Source organism: Novispirillum itersonii (assembly GCF_014205675.1).
Classification (GTDB): Bacteria; Pseudomonadota; Alphaproteobacteria; order Rhodospirillales; family Rhodospirillaceae; genus Novispirillum; species Novispirillum itersonii_A.
In genome coordinates this window covers 1-20,506 of the sequence record NZ_JACIIX010000002.1, presented here as the reverse complement: position 1 = coordinate 20,506, position 20,506 = coordinate 1, and the positions used below count along the sequence as shown (strand labels likewise).

General features: G+C 57.7%; 16 protein-coding genes and 2 pseudogenes. 9 read left to right on the top strand and 9 right to left on the bottom strand.

Going from position 1 to position 20,506, the window contains the following annotated elements:
• Window positions 1-29: 29 nt before the first annotated feature.
• Together flgK and FHS48_RS03315 are read left to right on the top strand one after the other, a co-directional pair.
• The gene (gene flgK, locus FHS48_RS03320) at window positions 30-2,234 is read left to right on the top strand and encodes a flagellar hook-associated protein FlgK (protein WP_184261432.1); all 2,205 of its coding nucleotides are present in this window, start codon (window positions 30-32) and stop codon (window positions 2,232-2,234) included.
• Window positions 2,235-2,328: 94 nt separating this feature from the next.
• Complete coding sequence (locus tag FHS48_RS03315; protein WP_221443355.1) at window positions 2,329-3,939, top strand: flagellin; 1,611 nt, start codon at window positions 2,329-2,331, stop codon at window positions 3,937-3,939.
• Window positions 3,940-3,976: 37 nt separating this feature from the next.
• On the opposite strand, the pseudogene FHS48_RS03310 reads toward FHS48_RS03315, so the two are convergent.
• Window positions 3,977-4,830: pseudogene (locus tag FHS48_RS03310) on the bottom strand (IS5 family transposase).
• 113 nt (window positions 4,831-4,943) lie between these two features.
• Here FHS48_RS03310 and FHS48_RS03305 point away from each other — a divergent pair.
• Complete coding sequence (locus FHS48_RS03305; protein ID WP_184261430.1) at window positions 4,944-6,011, top strand: IS481 family transposase; 1,068 nt, start codon at window positions 4,944-4,946, stop codon at window positions 6,009-6,011.
• 71 nt (window positions 6,012-6,082) lie between these two features.
• On the opposite strand, the gene FHS48_RS03300 is transcribed toward FHS48_RS03305, so the two are convergent.
• Window positions 6,083-6,784 carry an NUDIX hydrolase gene (locus FHS48_RS03300; protein ID WP_184261429.1) on the bottom strand — a complete coding sequence of 234 codons (702 nt, stop codon included), beginning with the start codon at window positions 6,782-6,784 and terminating at the stop codon, window positions 6,083-6,085.
• A gap of 55 nt (window positions 6,785-6,839) precedes the next feature.
• On the opposite strand from FHS48_RS03300, the gene FHS48_RS03295 reads away from it, so the two are divergent.
• The gene (locus FHS48_RS03295; RefSeq protein ID WP_184261427.1) at window positions 6,840-8,408 is read left to right on the top strand and encodes a GNAT family N-acetyltransferase; all 1,569 of its coding nucleotides are present in this window, start codon (window positions 6,840-6,842) and stop codon (window positions 8,406-8,408) included.
• Window positions 8,408-9,067 carry an HAD family hydrolase gene (locus FHS48_RS03290; RefSeq protein WP_184261426.1) on the top strand — a complete coding sequence of 220 codons (660 nt, stop codon included), beginning with the start codon at window positions 8,408-8,410 and terminating at the stop codon, window positions 9,065-9,067. The genes FHS48_RS03295 and FHS48_RS03290 overlap by 1 nt, the downstream gene beginning before the upstream one ends.
• Before the next feature lie 66 nt (window positions 9,068-9,133).
• Here FHS48_RS03290 and FHS48_RS03285 read toward each other — a convergent pair whose 3' ends face one another.
• The 6 genes from FHS48_RS03285 to FHS48_RS03260 form a co-directional block, all read right to left on the bottom strand.
• Window positions 9,134-10,222, bottom strand: coding sequence for a hypothetical protein (locus tag FHS48_RS03285; protein ID WP_184261425.1), 1,089 nt, complete (start codon window positions 10,220-10,222; stop codon window positions 9,134-9,136).
• Between the two features lie 256 nt (window positions 10,223-10,478).
• The gene (locus FHS48_RS03280) at window positions 10,479-12,455 is read right to left on the bottom strand and encodes a motility associated factor glycosyltransferase family protein (protein ID WP_184261424.1); all 1,977 of its coding nucleotides are present in this window, start codon (window positions 12,453-12,455) and stop codon (window positions 10,479-10,481) included.
• Window positions 12,456-12,466: 11 nt separating this feature from the next.
• On the bottom strand, window positions 12,467-14,359 hold the full coding sequence (locus FHS48_RS03275; RefSeq protein ID WP_184261423.1) for a tetratricopeptide repeat protein: 1,893 nt from the start codon (window positions 14,357-14,359) through the stop codon (window positions 12,467-12,469).
• Window positions 14,360-14,411: 52 nt separating this feature from the next.
• Window positions 14,412-14,825: a flagellar biosynthesis regulator FlaF gene (locus FHS48_RS03270; RefSeq protein WP_184261422.1), complete on the bottom strand. Its 414-nt coding sequence runs from the start codon at window positions 14,823-14,825 to the stop codon at window positions 14,412-14,414.
• Window positions 14,782-15,207, bottom strand: coding sequence for a flagellar biosynthesis repressor FlbT (locus tag FHS48_RS03265; protein WP_184261421.1), 426 nt, complete (start codon window positions 15,205-15,207; stop codon window positions 14,782-14,784). The genes FHS48_RS03270 and FHS48_RS03265 overlap by 44 nt, the downstream gene beginning before the upstream one ends.
• A 175-nt stretch (window positions 15,208-15,382) precedes the next feature.
• Window positions 15,383-16,336, bottom strand: a complete 954-nt coding sequence (locus tag FHS48_RS03260) for a flagellin N-terminal helical domain-containing protein (protein ID WP_184261419.1) — start codon at window positions 16,334-16,336, stop codon at window positions 15,383-15,385.
• Between the two features lie 289 nt (window positions 16,337-16,625).
• On the opposite strand from FHS48_RS03260, the gene pseB reads away from it, so the two are divergent.
• Genes pseB through FHS48_RS03240 form a run of 4 tightly spaced genes read left to right on the top strand, consistent with a single transcriptional unit; the run spans window position 16,626 to window position 19,907 of the window.
• Window positions 16,626-17,693 (top strand): UDP-N-acetylglucosamine 4,6-dehydratase (inverting), encoded by a 1,068-nt coding sequence (gene pseB, locus FHS48_RS03255; RefSeq protein ID WP_184261417.1) that lies wholly within the window; start codon window positions 16,626-16,628, stop codon window positions 17,691-17,693.
• Window positions 17,690-18,904 (top strand): UDP-4-amino-4,6-dideoxy-N-acetyl-beta-L-altrosamine transaminase, encoded by a 1,215-nt coding sequence (gene pseC / locus FHS48_RS03250; RefSeq protein ID WP_184261415.1) that lies wholly within the window; start codon window positions 17,690-17,692, stop codon window positions 18,902-18,904. Before pseB ends, pseC begins: the two co-directional genes overlap by 4 nt.
• A complete protein-coding gene (locus FHS48_RS03245) occupies window positions 18,901-19,617 on the top strand; it encodes a cytidylyltransferase domain-containing protein (protein WP_184261413.1) in 717 nt (238 codons plus the stop codon). The genes pseC and FHS48_RS03245 overlap by 4 nt, the downstream gene beginning before the upstream one ends.
• Before the next feature lie 47 nt (window positions 19,618-19,664).
• On the top strand, window positions 19,665-19,907 hold the full coding sequence (locus FHS48_RS03240) for a hypothetical protein (RefSeq protein WP_184261411.1): 243 nt from the start codon (window positions 19,665-19,667) through the stop codon (window positions 19,905-19,907).
• A 66-nt stretch (window positions 19,908-19,973) separates the two neighbouring features.
• Here FHS48_RS03240 and FHS48_RS03235 read toward each other — a convergent pair.
• A pseudogene (locus FHS48_RS03235) lies at window positions 19,974-20,369 on the bottom strand (ISL3 family transposase); the annotation flags it as partial.
• Window positions 20,370-20,506 lie beyond the last annotated feature (137 nt).

Sequence of the window (20,506 nt, the reverse complement as noted above, 5' to 3'; positions counted from 1 at the left end):
GGCGCGGAACGGCCAAGGATGCATCTGACATGACCCTCAATCTGGCACTCAACGCAGCGATCAGCGGGCTTCTGACCTCCCAGCGCGGGCTGGATTCGGTCTCTCACAACATCGCCAACGTCAACACCGCAGGCTATTCCCGCAAGATCTTCACCCCGGAAAGCGTGACCCTCGGCGGGTTCGGCGTCGGGGTGCAGACCAGTGAAACCCAGCGCCGGGTTGATGAAACGCTGCGGAAAAGCCTGTGGGCCTCCAGCGGTCAGGCTTCACAGCTGAGCACCGGCAACACCTATTACAAGCAGATGCAGCAGCTGTTCGGTGCCCCGGGGGATGCCACGTCAATCGCCCACCGCATCACCGATCTGGGGACCCAGCTCGAACAGCTGGCCCTGAACTCCCAGCAGTCTTCGATGGCGGATCAGACCGTCCGCAAGGCATCGGAAATCCAGAGTGCCTTCGCCGACCTGTCGAAGCAGTTACAGGGCATGCGGACCAACGCCGATCAGGAAATCGCCACGGCGGTGACGCAGGTCAACAGCTACCTCTCCAGCATCAGTGACCTGAACCAGAAGATCTCCCTCGCCAAGGCCACCGGTCAGGGCGCGGCGGACCTCCAGGACAAGCGTGACACGCTGATGAAGAGCCTGTCAGACCTGATGGACGTGTCCTATTACACGCAGGAAAGCGGGGCGATCACCATCTTCACCGCCTCCGGCACCACCCTGCTGGATAACAACTACCGCAAGATCGACTATGCCGCGACGGCAAACGTTTCACCGTGGGACAGCTTCTCCGCCGGTCAGTTCTCGAAGATGACCATCGGGGCTGCTGACATCACCGGCGATATCCGGTCCGGCAAACTCCGCGCCCTGATCGACATGCGCGACAACGAAGTGCCTGCCCTGCAAAGCCAGATCGACCAGCTGGCCGACACCATGAAAACGGCGCTGAACGCCGCCCACAACCGGGGTACCTCCTACCCGACGCTGAACACGTCGATGATCGGGACCAAAACCTTCATCAAGACCGCCGGTGCGGCGAACCAGACGATGAAACTGACCTCCGGCGACGTCAACATGACGATCTTCAACGCCGACGGCAGTCAGGCCGCCACCACCACCCTGAACACCATCATGCAGGATACTTCACTGGCTCCCGTCGCGCCCGCTCTACCCTCGAACGGTCCGTGGACGATGGATCAGGTGGCGGGGAAAATGCAAAGCTGGTTGCAGGGTCAGGGCCTGACCACCTCCACCGTTGCCGTTGACTCCGATGGCAAGTTCAACATCCAGATCAATTCCAGCGGCAAAGGGCTGGCCTTCCGCGACCAGAAGAGCACCAACATCGGGTCAGATGCCGAAGATGTCGGTATCTCCTTCGATGCCAATGCCGACGGCACCGGGGACCAGACCGTCAAGGGCTTCAGCAACTTCCTTGGCCTGAACGACTTTTACACCAGCGGCGGCAAGAACTGGCAGTGGGAGTCCAACGTGCTGGACGCCACCTATACGGCACCGCAGGCGACCACCCTGTCGTTCTCGTCAGAAACGGACGGTATGAATTTTGGGAACGTGCTGATCATGGCCGGGGATACCCCGACCCAGATTGCCGCACGGATCAACAACACCGCGTCGCTGGCCGGGAAGGTCAAGGCCTCGGTGGTGCCCGATGGCAGCGGATCCCGCGTCCGCATCACCAATCTGGATGGCAGCGAACTCCAGGTCACCCGCACCGGCCCCACCAGTGCCGGGTGGGATACGCTGGGCTTTGATCCGTCTAAATCCGGCATGGCCCAGACCATGCAGGTCTCAAACAAGCTGACCGTCAATTCCAACCTGCTTCAGCGCGGGGCCTTGCAGTTTAACAGCAACACCGGCGCCTATTATGTCTCCAACGGGGACAACGCCATTGCCAACCAGATGGCGGCGGTGTTCACCACCCTGCAAACCTATGAAGGCGCAGGCGGCCTGAGCACCGGGAAGCTGCGGCTGGCCGACTACGGCGCGGCGATCATTTCCAATGCCTCAAGCCGGGCTGCCGCATCGAAGACCGCCACCGACTACCAGAACAGTCTGACCCAGTCCCTGAGCACCAAGGACGCCGAAATCAGCGCCGTCAACCTTGACGAGGAACTGTCGCAGCTGATGGTGTTCCAGCAGTCTTACGCCGCAGCGGCCAAGGTGATCTCGACCACCAAGCAGATGTTTGATGTGCTGAATGATATTATCCGCTGACACCGTCAGCCGTTTTCCTGAATGACCATAGTGCCCGGGGGTGGGCAAGAAATGCCCCCCCGGCAGATGCTGAAGACGCCCCGGAGGACACACCATGACCCGCGTTACCACATACGCTTCCAATCAGGTCATGCTGAGTAGCATTTTGGATCTGCAGTCGCGGCTGAATGACTCAGCGCTGGCCGTGAACACCGAACGCAAGACCCAGACCTATTCCGGACTGGCCCCGGATGCCTTCCGTCTGGTTAATCTGGAAACGCTGCATGCGGCGACCGATAACTACAATGCGGGCAACAAAACGGCCGAGGTCCGCGTTGCGGCAGCCTCCACCGCCGTGGAAAAAGCCCGTAAGTCGGTGGCGGATTTTCTGGGCAAGCTTCAGGATTTCGCCAAATTCCGCACCGATGCTCCGACCCCGGAGTATCTGGCTCAGGTCACCAGCGTCCGCCAGCAGGCGGTGCAGACGATGGCGAATGTTCAGTACTACATGAACTCCGACATCGACGGGATGTTCCTGTTTTCCGGCGGGAAAACCGATACCGCCCCGGTCAAACTGCCGACCAGCAGCCTGAGCGCCTTCGAGGCCGTGTATAACGGCGGTTCCGTCATGTTCCCGGAAACCAAGGCAGCAGACCTGTTCAACGCCGACTTCCGGGATCTGAAGGTTCAGTTCTCCAACAAGGCCGCCTTCCCGACCGCCACCGAAAACCGTGGTGTCATTGAAATGGACACCGGGGCCGGGGAAACCAAGCGGTTTGTCACCGGTTCGCTGAACAACGCCGCCCCGATCACCTTCGCCACCACGGTGCCCGATCCGGTGACCGGCATTTCCGAAGGCTCGCTCAGCTCCACCAGCTTTGGGGCCTTTGGCACGCTGGAACGCGGGATGACCCTGCTGATCAACAGCGGCACCGCCGCCAATGACGGGGTCTATACGGTGACGGAAGTGTCGCAGGACGGCCGTTACGTCAAGGTGACCCCGCCGCCTGCGGCGGCCGCCACCGACGCCGGCGGCGGATATACCATCAACATCGGTGTCCCGAACGGCACCGTGATGGGAATCGAGAATTCGACCGGCAACAATGCCCCGGTGACGGTCCGCTGGCCTGACAATGCTTCGATTCCGGCGGCGGAGATGACCAAGATCCTGAACGGTGAGATGGTCTATACTACCCCAACCTTCGGCACCACCGGGGCCCAGTCCAACGTCAACGTGGTCAGCTCCGGCTATTATCAGGGCGACACGCTGGCCATGACCCACCGGGTCGATGCCAACCGCACGGTGACGACCGCCGTCACCGCGCAGGACGGGGCCTTCGAGAAGGTGTTCCGCGCCCTTGGCGTCCTCGGTCAGGGAATGCCCAGCACCGGCAACACCGCCAACGACATGCAGGAATTCTATCGCCGTCTGGACCAGACGATGACCCTGCTCGGAGACTCGATGACCCACGGCAACACCGTGCGGGAAGACAGCAATGACATGACCAGCGTGCAGACCACCCTTGGCCTGACGCAGGTGGAGCTGAAGAACGCCCAGACCAACGCCAAGAGCTTCCTGTCCTTTCTGGAAGGCAGCATTGCCGATATCGCCAACGTTGATCTGACCACCGCCGTCACCAAGCTGAACGACGACCAGCGGGCGCTGGAAGCCGCCTACAAAGTGCTGGCGCAGACCAGTAAGCTGAGCCTGAAGGATTACATCTGACACTTCACGAAATATCAGAACCCGTCCGCAAAGTTCCCTATGATTTTCTGTGTCTTGCAATCATGCACATCATGAGGCGGATCATAGTAAGTCGCAGGAAGCCCAGTGGCATCCGCGAGAGGTTCTCGAAGTCTTTGGCGAGGCGGCGGCAGCGGCCCAGCCAACCGAAGGTACGCTCGACGATCCAACGCTTGGGCAGCACCTAGAATCCCTTGACGGTGTCGGAGCGTTTGACGATTTCCAAGTGCCACGCTCCGAGTTCGCGCACCGCCTCCGCCGTGGCCTCTCCCTGATAGCCGCCATCGGCGAAGATCCGCTCGATGAACGGAAACAGACGGCGGGCCTCCTTCAGCACTGGCAACGCACCGCAGCGGTCCTGGACGTCGGCGGGCTGGATATGGGCCGCCAGGATCATGCCGAGCGTGTCGACGACGATGTGCCGTTTCTTGCCTTTGACCTTCTTACCCGCGTCATAGCCCGCCGGATCAATCCGCGCCCCCCTTTTTCCGCACCCTTGACGCTCTGGCTGTCGATGATCGCCGCCATCGGGCTGGCCTCCTTCCCGGCCATCTCGCGGACTTCAACGAACAGCACGTAGTGGATCCGGGCCAGGGTGCCATCCCATTCCCACAGTCCGAGATATTCATGCACGGTGCTCTTGGGCGGTAGATCCTTTGGCAGCGCCCGCCACTGGCAACCGCTCATCAGCACGTAGAACACGCCGTTCAACACCTCACGGACATCTACCGTCCGCTGCCGGCCGCCCCGTTTCGCGCGTGGGAGCAGCGGCTCCACCAGCGCCCACTCATCATCCGTCAGGTCGCTCGGATAGCGCAACCCGGCGCGCTCGTAGACACGCCGGGTTGTGACGTGACGGTATTTACCTGACAGTGGCAGCCACACCGGCCCCCGGTATACCGGGGGCCGGTGTGGCCATGCCGCCCCCGGAAGTGGGTTAGGATGAAGTCGCCAAACTTTGTCCAACGCACACGAGGAAAACCGACATGACCACAGAAAAGAAAGTAGCACGACGGAAGCTCTCTTTGCTCGAATTAGCGCAGGAGCTGGGCAACGTCAGCCGGGCCTGTAAGGTAATGGGCTACTCCCGGCAGCAGTTTTACGAAATCCGGCGCAACTATCAGACCTACGGAGCCGATGGCCTGATTGACCGGATCCCCGGAGCCAGAGGCCCCCACCCCAACCGTGTGGCGGCAGAAATCGAACAGGCTATTCTTTCCCACGCCCTTGACCACCCCTGTCATGGTCCTGTCCGTGTTGCACAGGAACTGGCGCTGCGGGGGCTTCAGGTTTCTTCCGGTGGAGTGCGGGGCGTCTGGATGCGCCACAAGCTCCTGAGCAGGCATGACCGGCTCCTCCGGCTGGAAAAATCCACCGCTGACCGAAAAATAAGCCTGACGGACGAGCAGATCCGCGCCCTTGAACGGTTCTCCCCGGAATTCAGGGAACGCCATATCGAGGCCCCCCATACCGGGGCTCTGGTTGCCGTGGATACCTTTATGGTCGGCAGCCTCAAAGGGGTCGGAAAGGTTTACCTGCAAACGGTCGTCGATTGCCACAGCCGGTATGCCTGGGGGCGCCTGTTCACCACCAAGCTGCCGATCACCGCAGTCCAGACCCTGAACAATGAGGTCCTGCCGACCTTTGAAGAGCATAATGCAAGGATTGATGCCGTACTCAGCGACAATGGCCGCGAATTCTGCGGACGCCCTGACCAGCATCCTTATGAACTTTTCCTTCAGCTTGAAGGGATTGAGCACAAACGGACAAAAGTCTCCCGGCCCCAGTCCAACCGGATCGTGGAGCGCCTCCACAGAACCCTGCTCGACGAGCACTTCCGTGTTGAAGGGCGCAAAACATGGTTTGAAACCGTGGACGAGATGCAAACCGCCCTTGATACTTATCTCATCCACTACAACCAGCGGAGACCACATCAGGGGCGAGGCATGAACGGGCGGACCCCCATCAGCGCCTTTATCCAAGGCATACCTAAACGCGGGCAAGAGGGAGACCAAAAGACGCCCTCCGCCACCACGAAACCGACGGCTGCCTGACCCTACTCCTGAGGCGGAACTGTCAGGTGATTACCATCTCTGTACACGCTTTTTCTTTTAAAAATTATCCGTCAAAAAATTAAATTTTCCCCCAAAACATCCCGAATCATGGCCGCAGAGTGGGGAATAAATTTCTTATGCGGAAAAACCAGAAGATCACAGGGTGAGATTACAGACAGGTCTGAGTATTCCTGATCATTTCTAGATACTCTTAATTTCAATTCCCCGATAGAGACTTCCGTCTCTATTTTATATACGAAATCATAGATACCATCGGCACACATGACACCGATCGGGTGGTTTCCACAAATGATTTCATCCCCCTCCAAAAGCAGCTCCTCCTGACACTCCCTGATCAGAACATCCCGCGGCGAGACGGAGTCCAGTGTCCCAGAGGGCGCAACCTCCCACAGGCCGGGATAGAGAGAGACAAAGGCCCCCCTACGCCCGATCACAAGCCCTTCGGGACAGGTGAGCCCCCCCATCACCCCAAGGGGTACCACTGCCAGCGGTAAAGAGGGATCAAGTCGGGCGGCAAAAAATTCCCGGTACCGACGCTCCTCAATAATCACCTCAGTATCAGACAGTTCGGCAAGCGCATAAACTCGGCCATCGAACATCAGGCGGCCTTCCTCTCTGCACTGCTGGGCCTCCTGCCAGAGGGCGTCCACCTTCTCCTGCACAAAGGATGATAAAGGCACCGCCGGGCGCTCCCTGATAATCACGGGAGACGAAAAGGCCGTAAACCGATATCCTTTCTGCTCTTTTTCCATCGTCGCCTTCTGACCAAGCCTTCCGCAGAAACAGTCTCAACAATTGAGGAACCGTATGACTCAGGCCAATCCCACTATGCGCTTTTCTGTCTGCGCTTCAAAAGAAGAAGAGGCCCGGCTCATCCTGTCATGGCGGAACGACCCGGAAACCCTGCACGCATCCTACCATCAGGATGCCAAAAGCTGGCCCGCGTTTTGGGACAGCTACGCCAGAACCATCGTCAAGGCAGAGATCCCGTCAGTTTTTGCCTCCATTGACGGCAAACCGTTGGCCTTCCTGCGCTTTCGTCCCCATCCGCATCCTGACGGCCTGTCGGGGATGTGCGTTGATCTGTCGGTTGTCCTGGCGCCTGAGATGCGGGGACAGGGCTTTGGAACGGTCATTCTCTCTGAAATTCTGCCCTACCTGCGGGATCGCGGTGTCGATTCCGTTATTGCGGATGTCCGCCGTGACAATGTGGCGTCATACAAAGCCTTCAAGGCGGCGGGATATGGCGAGCCGGTGGCGACCGAACATCGCGTTGACGATACCGGCGAGGTTGTCGCGATCTACCGCTACACGGTTGAACTGACATCCCCCCGCTGGCGACGGGGCGGTGTCTATGTCATCGCAGAAGCGGGATCCAACTGGCGGATGGGTACCCCGGACCGGGACATGGCCATGGCCAAAGCCCTGATTGATGCGGCGGTACAGGCTAAGGCTGACTGCGTTAAGTTTCAGACCTACCGGCCTGAGACCGTGTATGTCAGCAACGCAGGAAAGTCAGACTATCTCGCTGATGCCGGTGTTAAGGAAGACATCTCGGCCATATTCTCTGATCTGGCAATGCCTTACGAGATGATTGAGAGGCTGGCTCAATACTGCCGTTCAAAACAGATCGACTTCATGTCCACAGGATTCTCCCGGCAGGATTTTGCGCAGATTGACCCCTATGTGGCGATCCACAAAATCGCGTCCTACGAGTCAAGCCATCCCCGGCTTCTCGACCTGTGTGCCAAAAGCCAGAAACCTCTGGTCCTGTCCACCGGGGCCGCAACGGAGGAGGATATTGCATGGTCCGTCCAGTACTATCAGGAGCGGGGTGGCCATGACCTGTGCCTGATGCAATGTACCGCCAAATATCCGGCCCCGCTCTCAAGCCTTAACCTCGCCGCCATCCCGTATCTGCGGCAACGCTTCGGAGTACCGGTCGGGCTTTCTGATCACAGCAGAGACCCGGTCATCGGACCGGTCGGAGCCGTTGCGCTTGGGGCCCGCTGCATTGAAAAGCACTATACGCTCAGCAATGCCCTGCCCGGCCCTGACCACAGCTTTGCCATTACCGCAGACGAACTGTCTCTGATGGTCTCGCGCATCCGCGATATGGAAGCAGCTTTCGGCCAGAAGGGCAAGACTGTCCAGAAAGACGAGCAGGAGCTGCGGTCCTTCGCCCGTCGGGGTATACAGGCGATGACGGAGATCCGACCGGGAGATGTCCTGCGGGAAGACATCAATGTCGCCATCCTCCGCCCGGGGAAGCAGACACAGGGCCTGCATCCGAAATGGATGGATACCATCGAAGGCAAAACAGCCACCCGTGCCATTCAGCCCGGAGAGGGCGTACAGACCGGGGACTGGACATAATGACACCCTCACCCGGCCTTCTTCTGGATTTTGACGGCACTCTGGCAGATAGCATCAGCGGCCTGCGGCAGGCTTATCAGTCTTTTGTGACCGATCATGGCGGCACCCCCAGCGACGCGGAATTTGAGACCCTGAATGGCTCTTCCCTGCGGGAAATTGTGGCCAGACTTGCTCTGGCCCACACTATTACCGGGCCCCAAACCGATCTGCTCACCGATTACCGGACCCGGATTCAGTCCGCCTCCGGCTTCTACCAACCCGCCTATGGCGCGGAAGCCCTGCTGCAAGCCGCACAGGACACAGGCTACCGTATTGTTATCGTGACATCCGGATGGCGGCAGCATGTCAGGGCGTGGCTGAAACAGAACGGCCTGCTGCACTACTTCGAAGGCATCATCGGTGCAGAAGACGTTACGGCGACAAAGCCCGCCCCCCAGCCTTATCTACGGGCCCTATCCGCATTCAAGTTCAGTCCCGAAACCTCTCTGGCGGTGGAAGACAGCCGCAATGGGGTAACGGCTGCAGTGTCTGCCGGGCTAAGGACATACATCATCGGTCAGTCCAGCCTCGACAGACAGATAGAAAAGTCTCCCCTGTTTAAGGGGAGACTAAACAGACTGTATGACCTGCGGGAGATCCTGTTAAACGGGCATACTTAAATATATCCCGCTGATATCGCCTTATGGCTCTGCCGGAAGACGGTATCAGCGGGCATGCTCTTTGCGTCAGGCCGTCACTTTGTAGATCGCGTCAAACAGCTTGGCCCCCTTGGTCCCGGAAGAGGCAGTCTTCAGCAGGTTAGCATACGACAACTGCGTCACTGCAGACGAGTCGAGCGCCTGCAGCAGAACGTTAGCCTGCTGCTGAAGGGTCTGCTGCATTTCCTTCGCCTGCTTCTGGGCGTCTTCCTGAATTGACGCCCCCTTAGCATCCAGCTCATCCATCGCTGCTTTTGCCCGGATATCATAAAAATCGGCGACGTCAGCCATACCCTGAAAACGGGCAATCTGAGTATCCAGAGTCGCGGCAAACTGCTCCAGATCCTTCACGGCGCGGTTGCGCCCATCCTCTGTCGCGAGGCCTTCGTAATACCAGACATCCCTCAAAGGCAGACCCGAGGAAGTCATTGTGGCATTGGTATAGGATGTCGGAGTCGCAGCGTCAGGACCGACTGTAAAATTAACGGAACCATCCGGGTTAATTGCGTCCAGCCTGACGCCATTTGTCAGATTGGCTGCCATGTTCTGTTCTTTGTCGCCGCGATACAGCTGCAGAATGTTCTGGCTTCTGTTCACTTTCCAGACATCGGCACCAGAAACCAGACTGTACTTCGGCGCCAGATCACGACCGAATTCAATCTGCTCTGCCCCGGTTGTGCTGATCTTGTAGCTGACCGAGTTGTTCTTGCCATCCCCTTCGGCCAGCAACGGAGTGCGCCCCTGGGCACTGGTCAGCGACGAAACAACCGACTTGACGTACGACTGAAAGGTCGACGCATAGCCTTTGTACATATTCGGGTCCGTGGCGGTATTCGCCCGGTTGACCATCCCCCGCAGGCCGCTGATCATGCTTTTTGCGGACTGCAACGCCGACACTGCCGCCTCAAACTGCGGCTTTGCCTCACCGATGGATGAGCGGACATTTTCCCACTTACTGCGCTCAAGTCCCATCATCGAGACTTTGGCATCCGTCTGGTCGGCAATGATTTTTGTGGCCGCAGTGGCTCGGGCCTGAATGTTATTCTGCAACTGCATCCGCAGCATGCTGGAGCTGCCAAATGTGTCATTCAGGGTCTGCGTCGTCGCGAAAACCATGAGGATTCTCCTCTCAGAAAGGGCACCTCTCTTTAAGAGATGCCTAGGCCACAGTACCACAGGGAACCTGTGGTAGAAAAGACAGTCATCGGCGACCTGATCCCGAGACTCGGAGAAGATCAAGAAAAATGGGCATCCTGCTTTTAGCAGGCATCCCTTAACCCTTTAAAACGAGAGCCTATTTTTCCGCCAAAAAACAGGCTGAACCGAACAATATCCCGGGAGGATTTTTTCCGGCCAGCCACCAATACCATCTTTATTCAAAGTAAGCGATTGGCCGGAACGGATTATCCGGAAGCTCGCACCATTGTAGAAACGCATCATGGCACGTTTGCGCCATGACATCCGCGCAATTGAGTATAGCCGATTTCGCCTCTTCGAAAAACTCTCTCGCATGCTGTTCGTCATCAATCCGGGTCCCAAAGTATGCCGAAATGCGGACCATCGAGCGAATTGAGGTCTCCATCACCAGACAGGCAGGATCTTTCGCAGTCGTCAGTTTCTGCAAAAGGTTATGAACATCCTCAGACAGACGGCGATACGGCGATGCCCCGTATTCAACCGCAGAGACAACATCCTTCAGCTGCCCAACAAACTCTCCCGGCGCCTTAAGAACAGTTTCAGAGCCACGCTCACGAAGCTGATCTGCAAGATCGGAAGGCTTATGGATCTCCAGCTGCGCCCGAATCAGCGTGAAAACCTGCTCTTTCGACATAGCAGGCTCCGGCAACTCAATGTCATAGGAGTCGAGAGGAATAAAGCCATCAATCTTAGCGCCGTCAGAGCAGTTGAAGCGCTCCCCGGCGTGATAAAACAATCCCATAAGACCAAGATAATACCGGCACAGATCAAATAGATGCGTTGAATAAATCGAACCACCAAAGTTGCCCGGCAGAACACGGTCCCGCGACTTTTTCCACCGCTGATCCGAGTCCTCCGGGGCCAACAACGTGTTGCTGTGATAAACAGAGCCGCTGGCATGGTGCCGACTGACATCCTTACTGCCGCAGTCACAGCCAAAGAGGTAGATCGACCCAAACCCGAGACGGATCAGAACCGACAAAGCTGCATTGGCAACAAAGGGGAAGCAGCCGTACTGGGCCTCACTTGGTGACGAGAAGAGATAGGTGCTGCTCAGACCGGCCCTATAATAAAACCACGTTTCAGCAAAGTGGGATGCAACTCCCGGAATAATCGACGTGGTTGCAGCCAGAATAATCTTCGACAGATCAAACTTGCTGGCAAGATCATCAAGAACGACTTTGGTCGCCGGAACGTTTTCATTCTCGACATGAATATCGGGGGTGACCCCGGCCTTCAGCAAGATCCCCAGCGATGTTCCGCAGGACACAATAATCGCCCGGTCAGAAAGCTCCTTCACCCGCTCAATATCAGTATCGAGGGAAGGACCGGCTGCGACAATAAATGCTGGAATGTTCTTCCGAATGAAACCAATTTTCTTCAGAAGAAAGCTGGGAGTCTGTAAAAGATTCCGCGTTGTGTTACAAAGCATGTTCAGCTCATCCTCAAAAAACCCGGAAGATCCGGACTCGGTGAGGAGAATTTTTCTGACAAGCCTGAAGGTATCTTTGATATCGACGGAATAATAATGAGGGTGAATTGTCGTCCCCTCAATAAATTCAGGTCCGGCGGCCCCTGCCAATCGCCGAATACGCTCAGACACCTCTTCCGGGGTAAGCCCCCACAGCACCGTCACTTCGACCTTGCCGTCAGCCTTTCTCTCCAGCAACTCGTGCCAGTTAGCAAAATTGAGGCTATGCTTAATGAATTCCAGTGTTGGTTCGTAAATGATGAAATGCTTTACCTCCTCTGAACTGGTCAGAGCAGGGATATGCAGCCCTAAACCAACACCGAGAATAATTGAAAAGTTGAACTCTTTCTTTCTTTTCTCAGAAAGAAAGATTTTCTTTTCATCAATAAAATCCCGCACCTGATTGACCATCGGAAAAATGACCTTGGTCGGGTTACAGTGCAGGATATTACCGAAAATCAGCTCGCCCGGATCCCCGGGAATGTCGGCCATCTGCCGCTCATTCCAAGACTGAACCGGCTCCGGATACAGAGAAGCCCCACCCAGATCAATGTTGACCGGAACGTCACCATCCCAGACCACGGTTGAAAAAGGCGTGACATCGGACAATGCGTCCCACAGGGCAGGCAGATGACGCTGAATAGCCTCAGCATTGCGGTCATACAAAGAGAGACTGGTCATTCTAAACCCTGTCAGGAAAGCGTCGACAGATGAGCGCGTACAGCACCTTCAATCCGGCTGGCATGACCCGCAAGATCAAACAGATCTGACCCGGCCAGAAGTCCTGCAGAATTTTGCCTGAAGGCTGCCCGCTCATCCTGCGCATCAACCCAATCCCGGACCATCGCAGGCAGGTCACTTATGGTCTCAGCCACGCATGACTGCAACCCGAGAGCCCGCAGGGTCGCCGCAGGCCCCTGCAGATGGCGGGCAGACGGGGAAACTGTCAGACAGGGGATTCCTGCCGCCAGGGCATCAACAACCCATTGGGACGACGGCGAACCATTCGGAAGCACCAACAGAGTGCTGTTCTGGCAGAGCTCCAGACCGGACGCAACATCGACGGCATCGACCCGGTGCGCCAGACCAAACGTACCAAAGCGGTTGAGCAGGCTTGCCCGCACTGCCTCAAGATCATAGCCGCGGTTCTGCACCAGCAGGGTCACCTTCGGCAAGGATGTCAGCGCCACAGCGAGCGAGGCCAGAATTTCGGGGTCAAAATCACGGAAATCACCGGCCAGCCCGATCAGGACATCCGCCCCGTCAGGAACCCCGGAAGGAGCCGGATCCTGCGCCTGCAGCAACGGGAGAGACAACGCGCTGCCAACCGTCTCGGGGAAGAACAGATCCAGATACGGCAGATCAAGCGGATCCGGCAGCCGGCTGATCAGCCCCTGACAGGGTGCAATACGGTTGCACAGCAGAGAGAGGGCCTGCGGATAGCGCAGATCACCGGTGACAATCAGCGCATCCGGTGTTTCGGTGCCGATAACCCGGGCCAGAGTCCGGTCAGACAGACCGCTGACGTCCACCCACGACTGGACCGCGCTCTTATAAACCTCGTTATGGAAGGCACTGAGCGGCCCGATACCAATTCCCACCACGCGACAGGCCGGGGCCGTATGATGGCGCAGAATATCAGCCAGCACAGTCTGTTCCGCAGCCGACCTCAGCGGATCCAGGAAGTAGGCCAGAGTCAGCGTCTCATTGCTCATCGTCGGCATCGCGGGCATCAGCGGAGCCCCCTTGATGCCCTGACGGACCAGTTTCGCCAGACGATGCTGCCGCTCCTTGATTTCCTGCGCCGGAACCGTCGGATCTTCGAGCATATGGTTCAGGGCAAAGGCGTGACGCCCGACATCAGCAGAGTCATGAAGGGTCGAGCGGAACAACGCGTTCGCGCTTCTGAAATCACCGGACTGATGCAGCAATGCCGCCATCAGATCAACGATCTGCATGTTGTCAGGGTGTATCACCCGGGCAGCCCGAAGCATATTCAGTGCCGCATCGACCTCATTCGCCGCTATCAGGCAGCGGACAACACCGATCAAGGCACCCAAGGCTTGGGGAAAGAACGACAGATGAATGCGGAAGCACCGCTCTGCGTCCTCAAGCATACCGGACTGTAAAAGCTGTTCCCCCTTTTTCTCAAAGGGGGCCTCATCGATCTTTACAAACTCAGCGGCGACATCAGGAAGGTGAGGAACCACGAACTCTGTAATCCACGCCTCATCACTGGGGACACTGGCATTCAGCAGCTTGAGGAAATAGGCCGCGTTCTCGAAATGCCCGACACGGGATCCGCAGACCGACAGAATCTGACAGGTCTCTGAGCGATCAGGATTAATGTCATGCGCCGCTGACGCATACTCCCATGCAAGATCCAGAGCCCCCCGCTGTAAACAGGCCAGAGCAATCAACAGATAACAGGCTTCAAGCTGCTCCTTCGGCGCATCTTCAGGCAGCGCATCGATTTCAGCAGCAACGGCATCCTCAAGCTCCCCAAAGTTCACACCATCTTTGTCAAAGAACTTACGCAAGTGATCAATCGAGGAGAATGAGTTTGCCATTTTTACATCCCACAATCACACGGGCTCAACACACAGCGACAGACCCGCCCTATGGTTCCTGAAACACTCAAGCTTCGGAAGACGTTGACGGCCCCTGCCCTTGAGTCTCAGCAGGGCTTTCATCAGCACTGGAAAGGCCACGGCTGATTTCGCGGTTAATGCTGATCAGGCTGTCGAGCAGAGAGGTTTCCCCTTCCGACAAAAACCGCACCGTCTGCTTATCAACAAACGCTGCCAAAGACAGCATATTCGCGCGGATCTCGGTCGGAACCGGACTGGTCGGCTCCAGAAGATCAGCCTGCAGGATGGTCCAGAGGCGCCAGTTCAGGCGTACCGCAGCACGGAGAGCATCCGCATCACCCGATGTCTGCGCTGTCTTGATCCGCACCGCAGCCTGTAGCAGGGCCCAGGCTTCGGTTCTTTGCGGATTCCCAGCCTCAATCGGGGCGTCGTAGTGTTTGAGCAAGGTTTTGTTCGACATTCCGGAGTACCTCTCCTTCGTGAGCAATCAGCTTCCGCGCAGTTTTCATCGCCTGAAAAATATGGCCGCCCTGAACCTGCTGCTGGAGTTCATCAATAATCGGCCGCGCACTGGGTGCAGCCTCGACATAGGGTTCCACAAAGCGTTTAAAAATAGCTTTATACTGTTCCGACTCCTCCGGAAAAATGTACAGGCATTGCAGAGCATAATAAATGCGTGTTGCCGGAGTGCGCGCATCATCCGGCTGCATGATATCCTGATCGCGAAGAATGGATGCCGGATTATGCACAACCAGGGAAGCCGCCCGCCCCGATGCATTTTCGATCACTGCACCATTGATCAGGATTTTCTGGGACGGCTTAATTTGTATTTTCAGGGCCATACCCTATCCTCCAAACACCAAAATACAGGAAGGGGCAGGATTTTACGCCTGTTTCCGCCATATCCGACCCTATAAGACACAGAAGCGCCTTTTACCTATAGCACGGCACCGCGTCATCAAAAGAAAAAAGCCGGGATTTGCATCCCGGCTTTTATAGGTAACAGAACGCCAGATATTAACGGAACAGACCGAGAATACCCTGCTCCTGCTGACCGGCGAACGACAGGGACTGAATGCCCAGCTGCTGGCGGGTCTGCAGAGCGAGGAGGTTTGCACCTTCCTCGTTCAGGTCAGCCAGAGTCAGCTTGTCAGCACCTTCGCTCAGCACGTTGGAGTACGTCTTCGTGAAGTCGAGGCGGACCTGCAGAACGGCAACAGAGTTACCGAACACAGACGCCTTCGCGCGGACGTTGGAAATGGTCTGATCCAGCTTGGCAATGGCGGCATCAGCTTTAGCGTTGAAATCAGCCTGAGCAGTCGCAACACTGAGCGTCACAGCCGACAGGCCAGGAGCAGCCGCAGATGCTTTCATAAGGCCGAGAGCCGCCAAGAACTTACTCTTAACACTGCTGCCAGCAGCAGCGTTAGTAGTAACACCGAGAGCACTGTTACCACCGGAGGCCCTGTACAGACCCACGGAAGCCTTGAAATCGACCCCCTGTACAGTCAGCTTCGAGTCAGTCTTATCAGAGAAAGTGACCGTCAGCTTCGCAGCCGTCGAGTTCAGAAGGTTCTGACCCTGATAGCTGGTATCCTGCACCAGTTTTTCAATCTGCTTGGCCAGTTCGGCAATCTGCTTACCGTTTTCAGCGCGGGTCGCCTTATCGGCAGAACGGGACGCGTTGACAAGACCCTTCATCTGACCGAGGAAGCTTTCGATCTTGTCGGTTGCAGCAACCGTCGCTTTCAGAGCGGAAACGCCCTGATCGATCGAGTCTTTACGGGCAGTCAAGTCAGTCGCGCGGTCGCTGAGGGACTTAGCGGAGAAAAACTTCAACGCATCGTCCACAACAGAGTTAACAGACTTACCGGTGGAAAGGCGGCTCTGGGTCCGCTTCACCAAGTCTGCGGTGTTCTGCAGGGCCATCAGGTTGTTACGGCTGGCAGAGGTAAGGGTAATATCAGCCATGATACTGCTCCGTTTCTCAGAGTATGAAGACCCATTCTTTCTGAATGGGTTCGGTTCAGGACTCCCTGAACGAATCAAATCCTACAGCAGGAATATTCCCGCCGCAACGGAAACGATATGCTCCCGATCAAAAAGCCGTGACGAAATCTTAACCACACCGGGGCAACCTTACGCCCTGCCCAGAAGGTCGGGGCCGGCCCGCCACGGGGATCGATAAGGGCGGATACGGACCACGCGCAGAAGCCGCCCCGCGCCCCCGCGTCACGGGTCGCATCAAACGGAGAAGAGAATGATTTCCAAGGGGTTTGACATCATCCGCAATTTCGGTGCGCAGATGCCCGATCTGGACGGAAAAGAGATGCTGGTCACCGGGGGGACCGGATCGTTCGGCAAGATGTTCATCCAGACCGTCCTGGAACGTTACAAGCCGCGACGCCTGATCGTCTTCTCCCGCGATGAACTGAAGCAGAGCGAGATGGCCCAGACCTTCTCGCCGGAACAGTACCCGTGTATGCGGTATTTCATCGGCGACGTCCGCGACCGGGACCGTCTGGAAATGGCAATGCGCGGGGTCAACTACGTCATTCATGCCGCCGCGCTGAAACAGGTTCCCGCCGCCGAATACAATCCGATGGAATGCGTGCGGACCAATATCGGCGGTGCCGAAAACGTGGTTGCCGCCGCCATCCGCTGTGGCGTGCAGAAAGTGGTCGCCCTGTCGACGGACAAGGCAGCCAACCCGGTCAATCTTTATGGCGCGACCAAGCTGGCCTCTGACAAAATCTTCGTTGCGGCCCGCCACATTGCCGCCGGCACCACCACCTTCTCCGTGGTGCGCTATGGCAATGTTCTTGGCTCCCGCGGCAGCGTGGTCCCCTTCTTCCTGCGGCTGCTGGAACAGGGCGCAGACAGCCTGCCGATCACCGATGACCGTATGACCCGCTTCTGGATCACGCTGGAGCAGGGTGTCGATTTCGTTCTGTCCTCCCTTGCGCAGATGCAGGGCAGTGAGATCTACGTTCCGAAGATTCCAAGCGCCAAAGTCACCGATGTCGCCAGCTGGCTGGCCCCACATCTGCCCCAGCGCCTTGTCGGCATCCGCCCCGGCGAAAAACTGCACGAAGCGATGCTGACGGTTGATGATGCCCGCTCGACGTATGAGCTGGAGGACCGCTATGTCCTGCTGCCCGCCCCGGTGCATTCCGACAGCCCACGGCTCGAATATGTCGGCGGGCACCCGGTGTCGGAGGATTTCTCTTATACCTCCGACAAAAACAACGAATGGCTGACCCGCGACGTCATGCTGGATCTGATCCGTCAAAAGTTCCCCAAATACGCAGGACTTCTGCCGTCATGACCGGTCAAAGCTTTCTTCCCTATGGGCGTCAGGACATCTCCGAGGATGATATCGCCGCAGTCAGCGCGGTGCTCCGGGGGGACTTCCTGACCACCGGCCCGATGGTTGACGCCTTTGAGGCCGCACTGGCAAACCGCGTGGGAGCTGCGCACGCGGTTGTCTGTGCCAATGGCACCGCCGCCTTGCATTTGGCTCTTGCGGCCCTGCAACTTGAAGCGGACGGGCGGAACTGCGCCATCGTCCCCAGCATCACCTTTGTCGCCACGGCCAATATGGCGCGGGCCGTCGGACTGGAGGTGGTCTTCGCCGACACCGACCCCGACACCGCCCTGATTACCACAGACACGCTCGCGGTAGCCCTCGAGCGGGCAAAGCAGGCTGGCCTGACCCCAAGAGTGGTTTTACCGGTCCACTTCGCCGGTCAAAGCCCGGACATGGATGCTTTGGCGGCGCTGGCGGCGACGGAAGGCTGCGTCATCATTGATGATGCAGCCCACGCTATCGGAACGATTTCTGCTGGCGGCTACCCCGTCGGGGGAAGCCCTTATGCGGTCATGACCTGTTTTTCGTTCCACCCAGTCAAAACTATCGCCATGGGGGAGGGCGGCGCCGTCACGACGCAGGATCCGGCACTCGCCGAAGCCCTCAGACGGCTGCGCGGTCACGGTCTCACCAGAGATCCGTCCTGCTTTGAAAACACCGAAGACGCCTTTACCGACGGTGCAGCAAACCCTTGGTATTATGAAATGCCGGAGATCGGCTTCAACTATCGGGCCACGGACTTCCAATGCGCACTTGGTCTGTCGCAGATGAAACGTCTAGACGCCTTCATTGCCCGACGCACAGCCCTGATCGCCGAGTATGATGAACGGCTGAAAACCCTTTCACAACACATCACTCTGCTGCCACAGCAACCCGCTCAGACACCGGCATGGCATCTGGCGGTTGCCCTGATCGATTTTGCCGCAGCCGGGATCAGCCGGGCTGCCGTCATGGCAATCCTTCGGTCACATGGCGTCGGCAGTCAGGTTCATTATATCCCGGTCCACCGCCAACCCTACTATGCCCGCCGCTGGCCTGATCTGACCCTGCCCGGTGCCGACCGGTACTATCAGCGATGCCTGAGTCTGCCGCTCTACCCAACCCTGACCGCAGAAGATATGAACCGAGTCTGCCTGGCCCTGACAACAGCCCTGCGCGGCCAGCCATGAGCCGCGCCGTCTGTATTGTTCAGGCAAGAATGTCATCAACCCGGCTCCCCGGGAAAGTCCTGCTCGATCTGGGGGGGAGGACAGTGCTGAGCCATGTGCTGGAACGCTGCCGACACATCCCAGGCATTGCACAGGTGGTGTGCGCGGTCCCTGACCTGATCGAGGATAATCCCGTCGCGCAGGAGGCTGAACGGCTTGGCTTTCCCGTTACCCGTGGCCCGCGGGATGATGTTCTGGCACGGTATACTCTGGCAGCCCGGCAGAACGATGCCACAACCATCATGCGGGTAACCAGCGACTGTCCCCTGATTGACCCTGAAATCTGTGGACAGGTTCTGGCGGCGTTAACTGGCGGCATTGATTACGCCTGTAACAATATGCCCCCCAGCTTCCCCCATGGTCTGGATGTGGAAGCAATGAGCCGTGAATGGCTGGAACGTGCCTACACGGAAGCAGTCGCCGCCGCCCACCGGGAGCACGTAACACCGTACATCAGGACCCATCCGGACAGCCGAAAGGCAAACGTTGACGGCCCCGGCGCCCCCTTCACCCTGTGGCGGTGGACGCTGGATTACCCTGAGGACATTGCTTTTCTGCGGGCCCTGCATCCCTATATTCCGACCGGCCCCGAGGGTTTTGGCTGGAAAACGGCCGCTGAGCGCGTGCAACAGCACCCGGAGCTGCTCACGATCAACGCCATGCACCACCGCTGATTTTCATAGAACCGGGCGCCAGACCAACGTATGAGACTGCCAGCCTTATGATTTTCTACGCCAAGACGGCCATGAGCGAGCTGGATGCCAACGGGATCTCTATTCAGGAGGGTGCCTCCAACGAGGCGAAAGGTCTTCAGAAGTCCGTCCAGCAGGAAGCAACGGTTCTGCTACAGGCCATCGACTCGGCGACAGCAACACAGACATCCTATGCCAACCTGCTGAAGACCGCGACCTCTGGCAGCAAGGCTGGCAAGCTGTTTTCCGCCATTTACAATGTGACGGCCTGACAGCTCTCTTCACCATTTACACCGTGATCACCCCCCGCGCCCTGCACGGGGGGTGATTTTTTAGGTTCATCGAGGAATTCCGGGGAATGCGGCCCTGATCTTTAGGAAGAAGTAAGCGTCGTCGCGATATCCATAAGCCATGCGCTTGATGGCCTTGATGCGGTTGTTGATGCCTTCGAGGATGCTGGTGTTAAGGCGCCATGATGCGCTTGCGACGATACCGTGCAGGTAGGGCGCTAACTTCTTGGCGAAGCGGACAAGCGGAGCGATGCCGCTGGCGACAGCCTTGCCCCACCACGCCTGCCACGCGGTACGGGCGTCTTCTTCAGACGGCTGTCGCCACAGCTGCTTGAGTTCGTCCTTCATCACATAGACCGTCATCAGCGCCTGATTGGCGGCAAGCAGTTCGTCCAGGCGCACCTTGTCTTGAGGGCGCTTGATGTTGTCGCGGTTGCGCAATAGAGCACCGAGCCTGAAACCCGAATCAAAGTGATTCCCATGTGACCTGTTTTGTGATTCACCTTTCTTGGAGGTGGATCATGGGCAAGAGCTACTCGTCAGACCTTCGGGTTCGGATTCATGGTGCGATTGAGGATGGG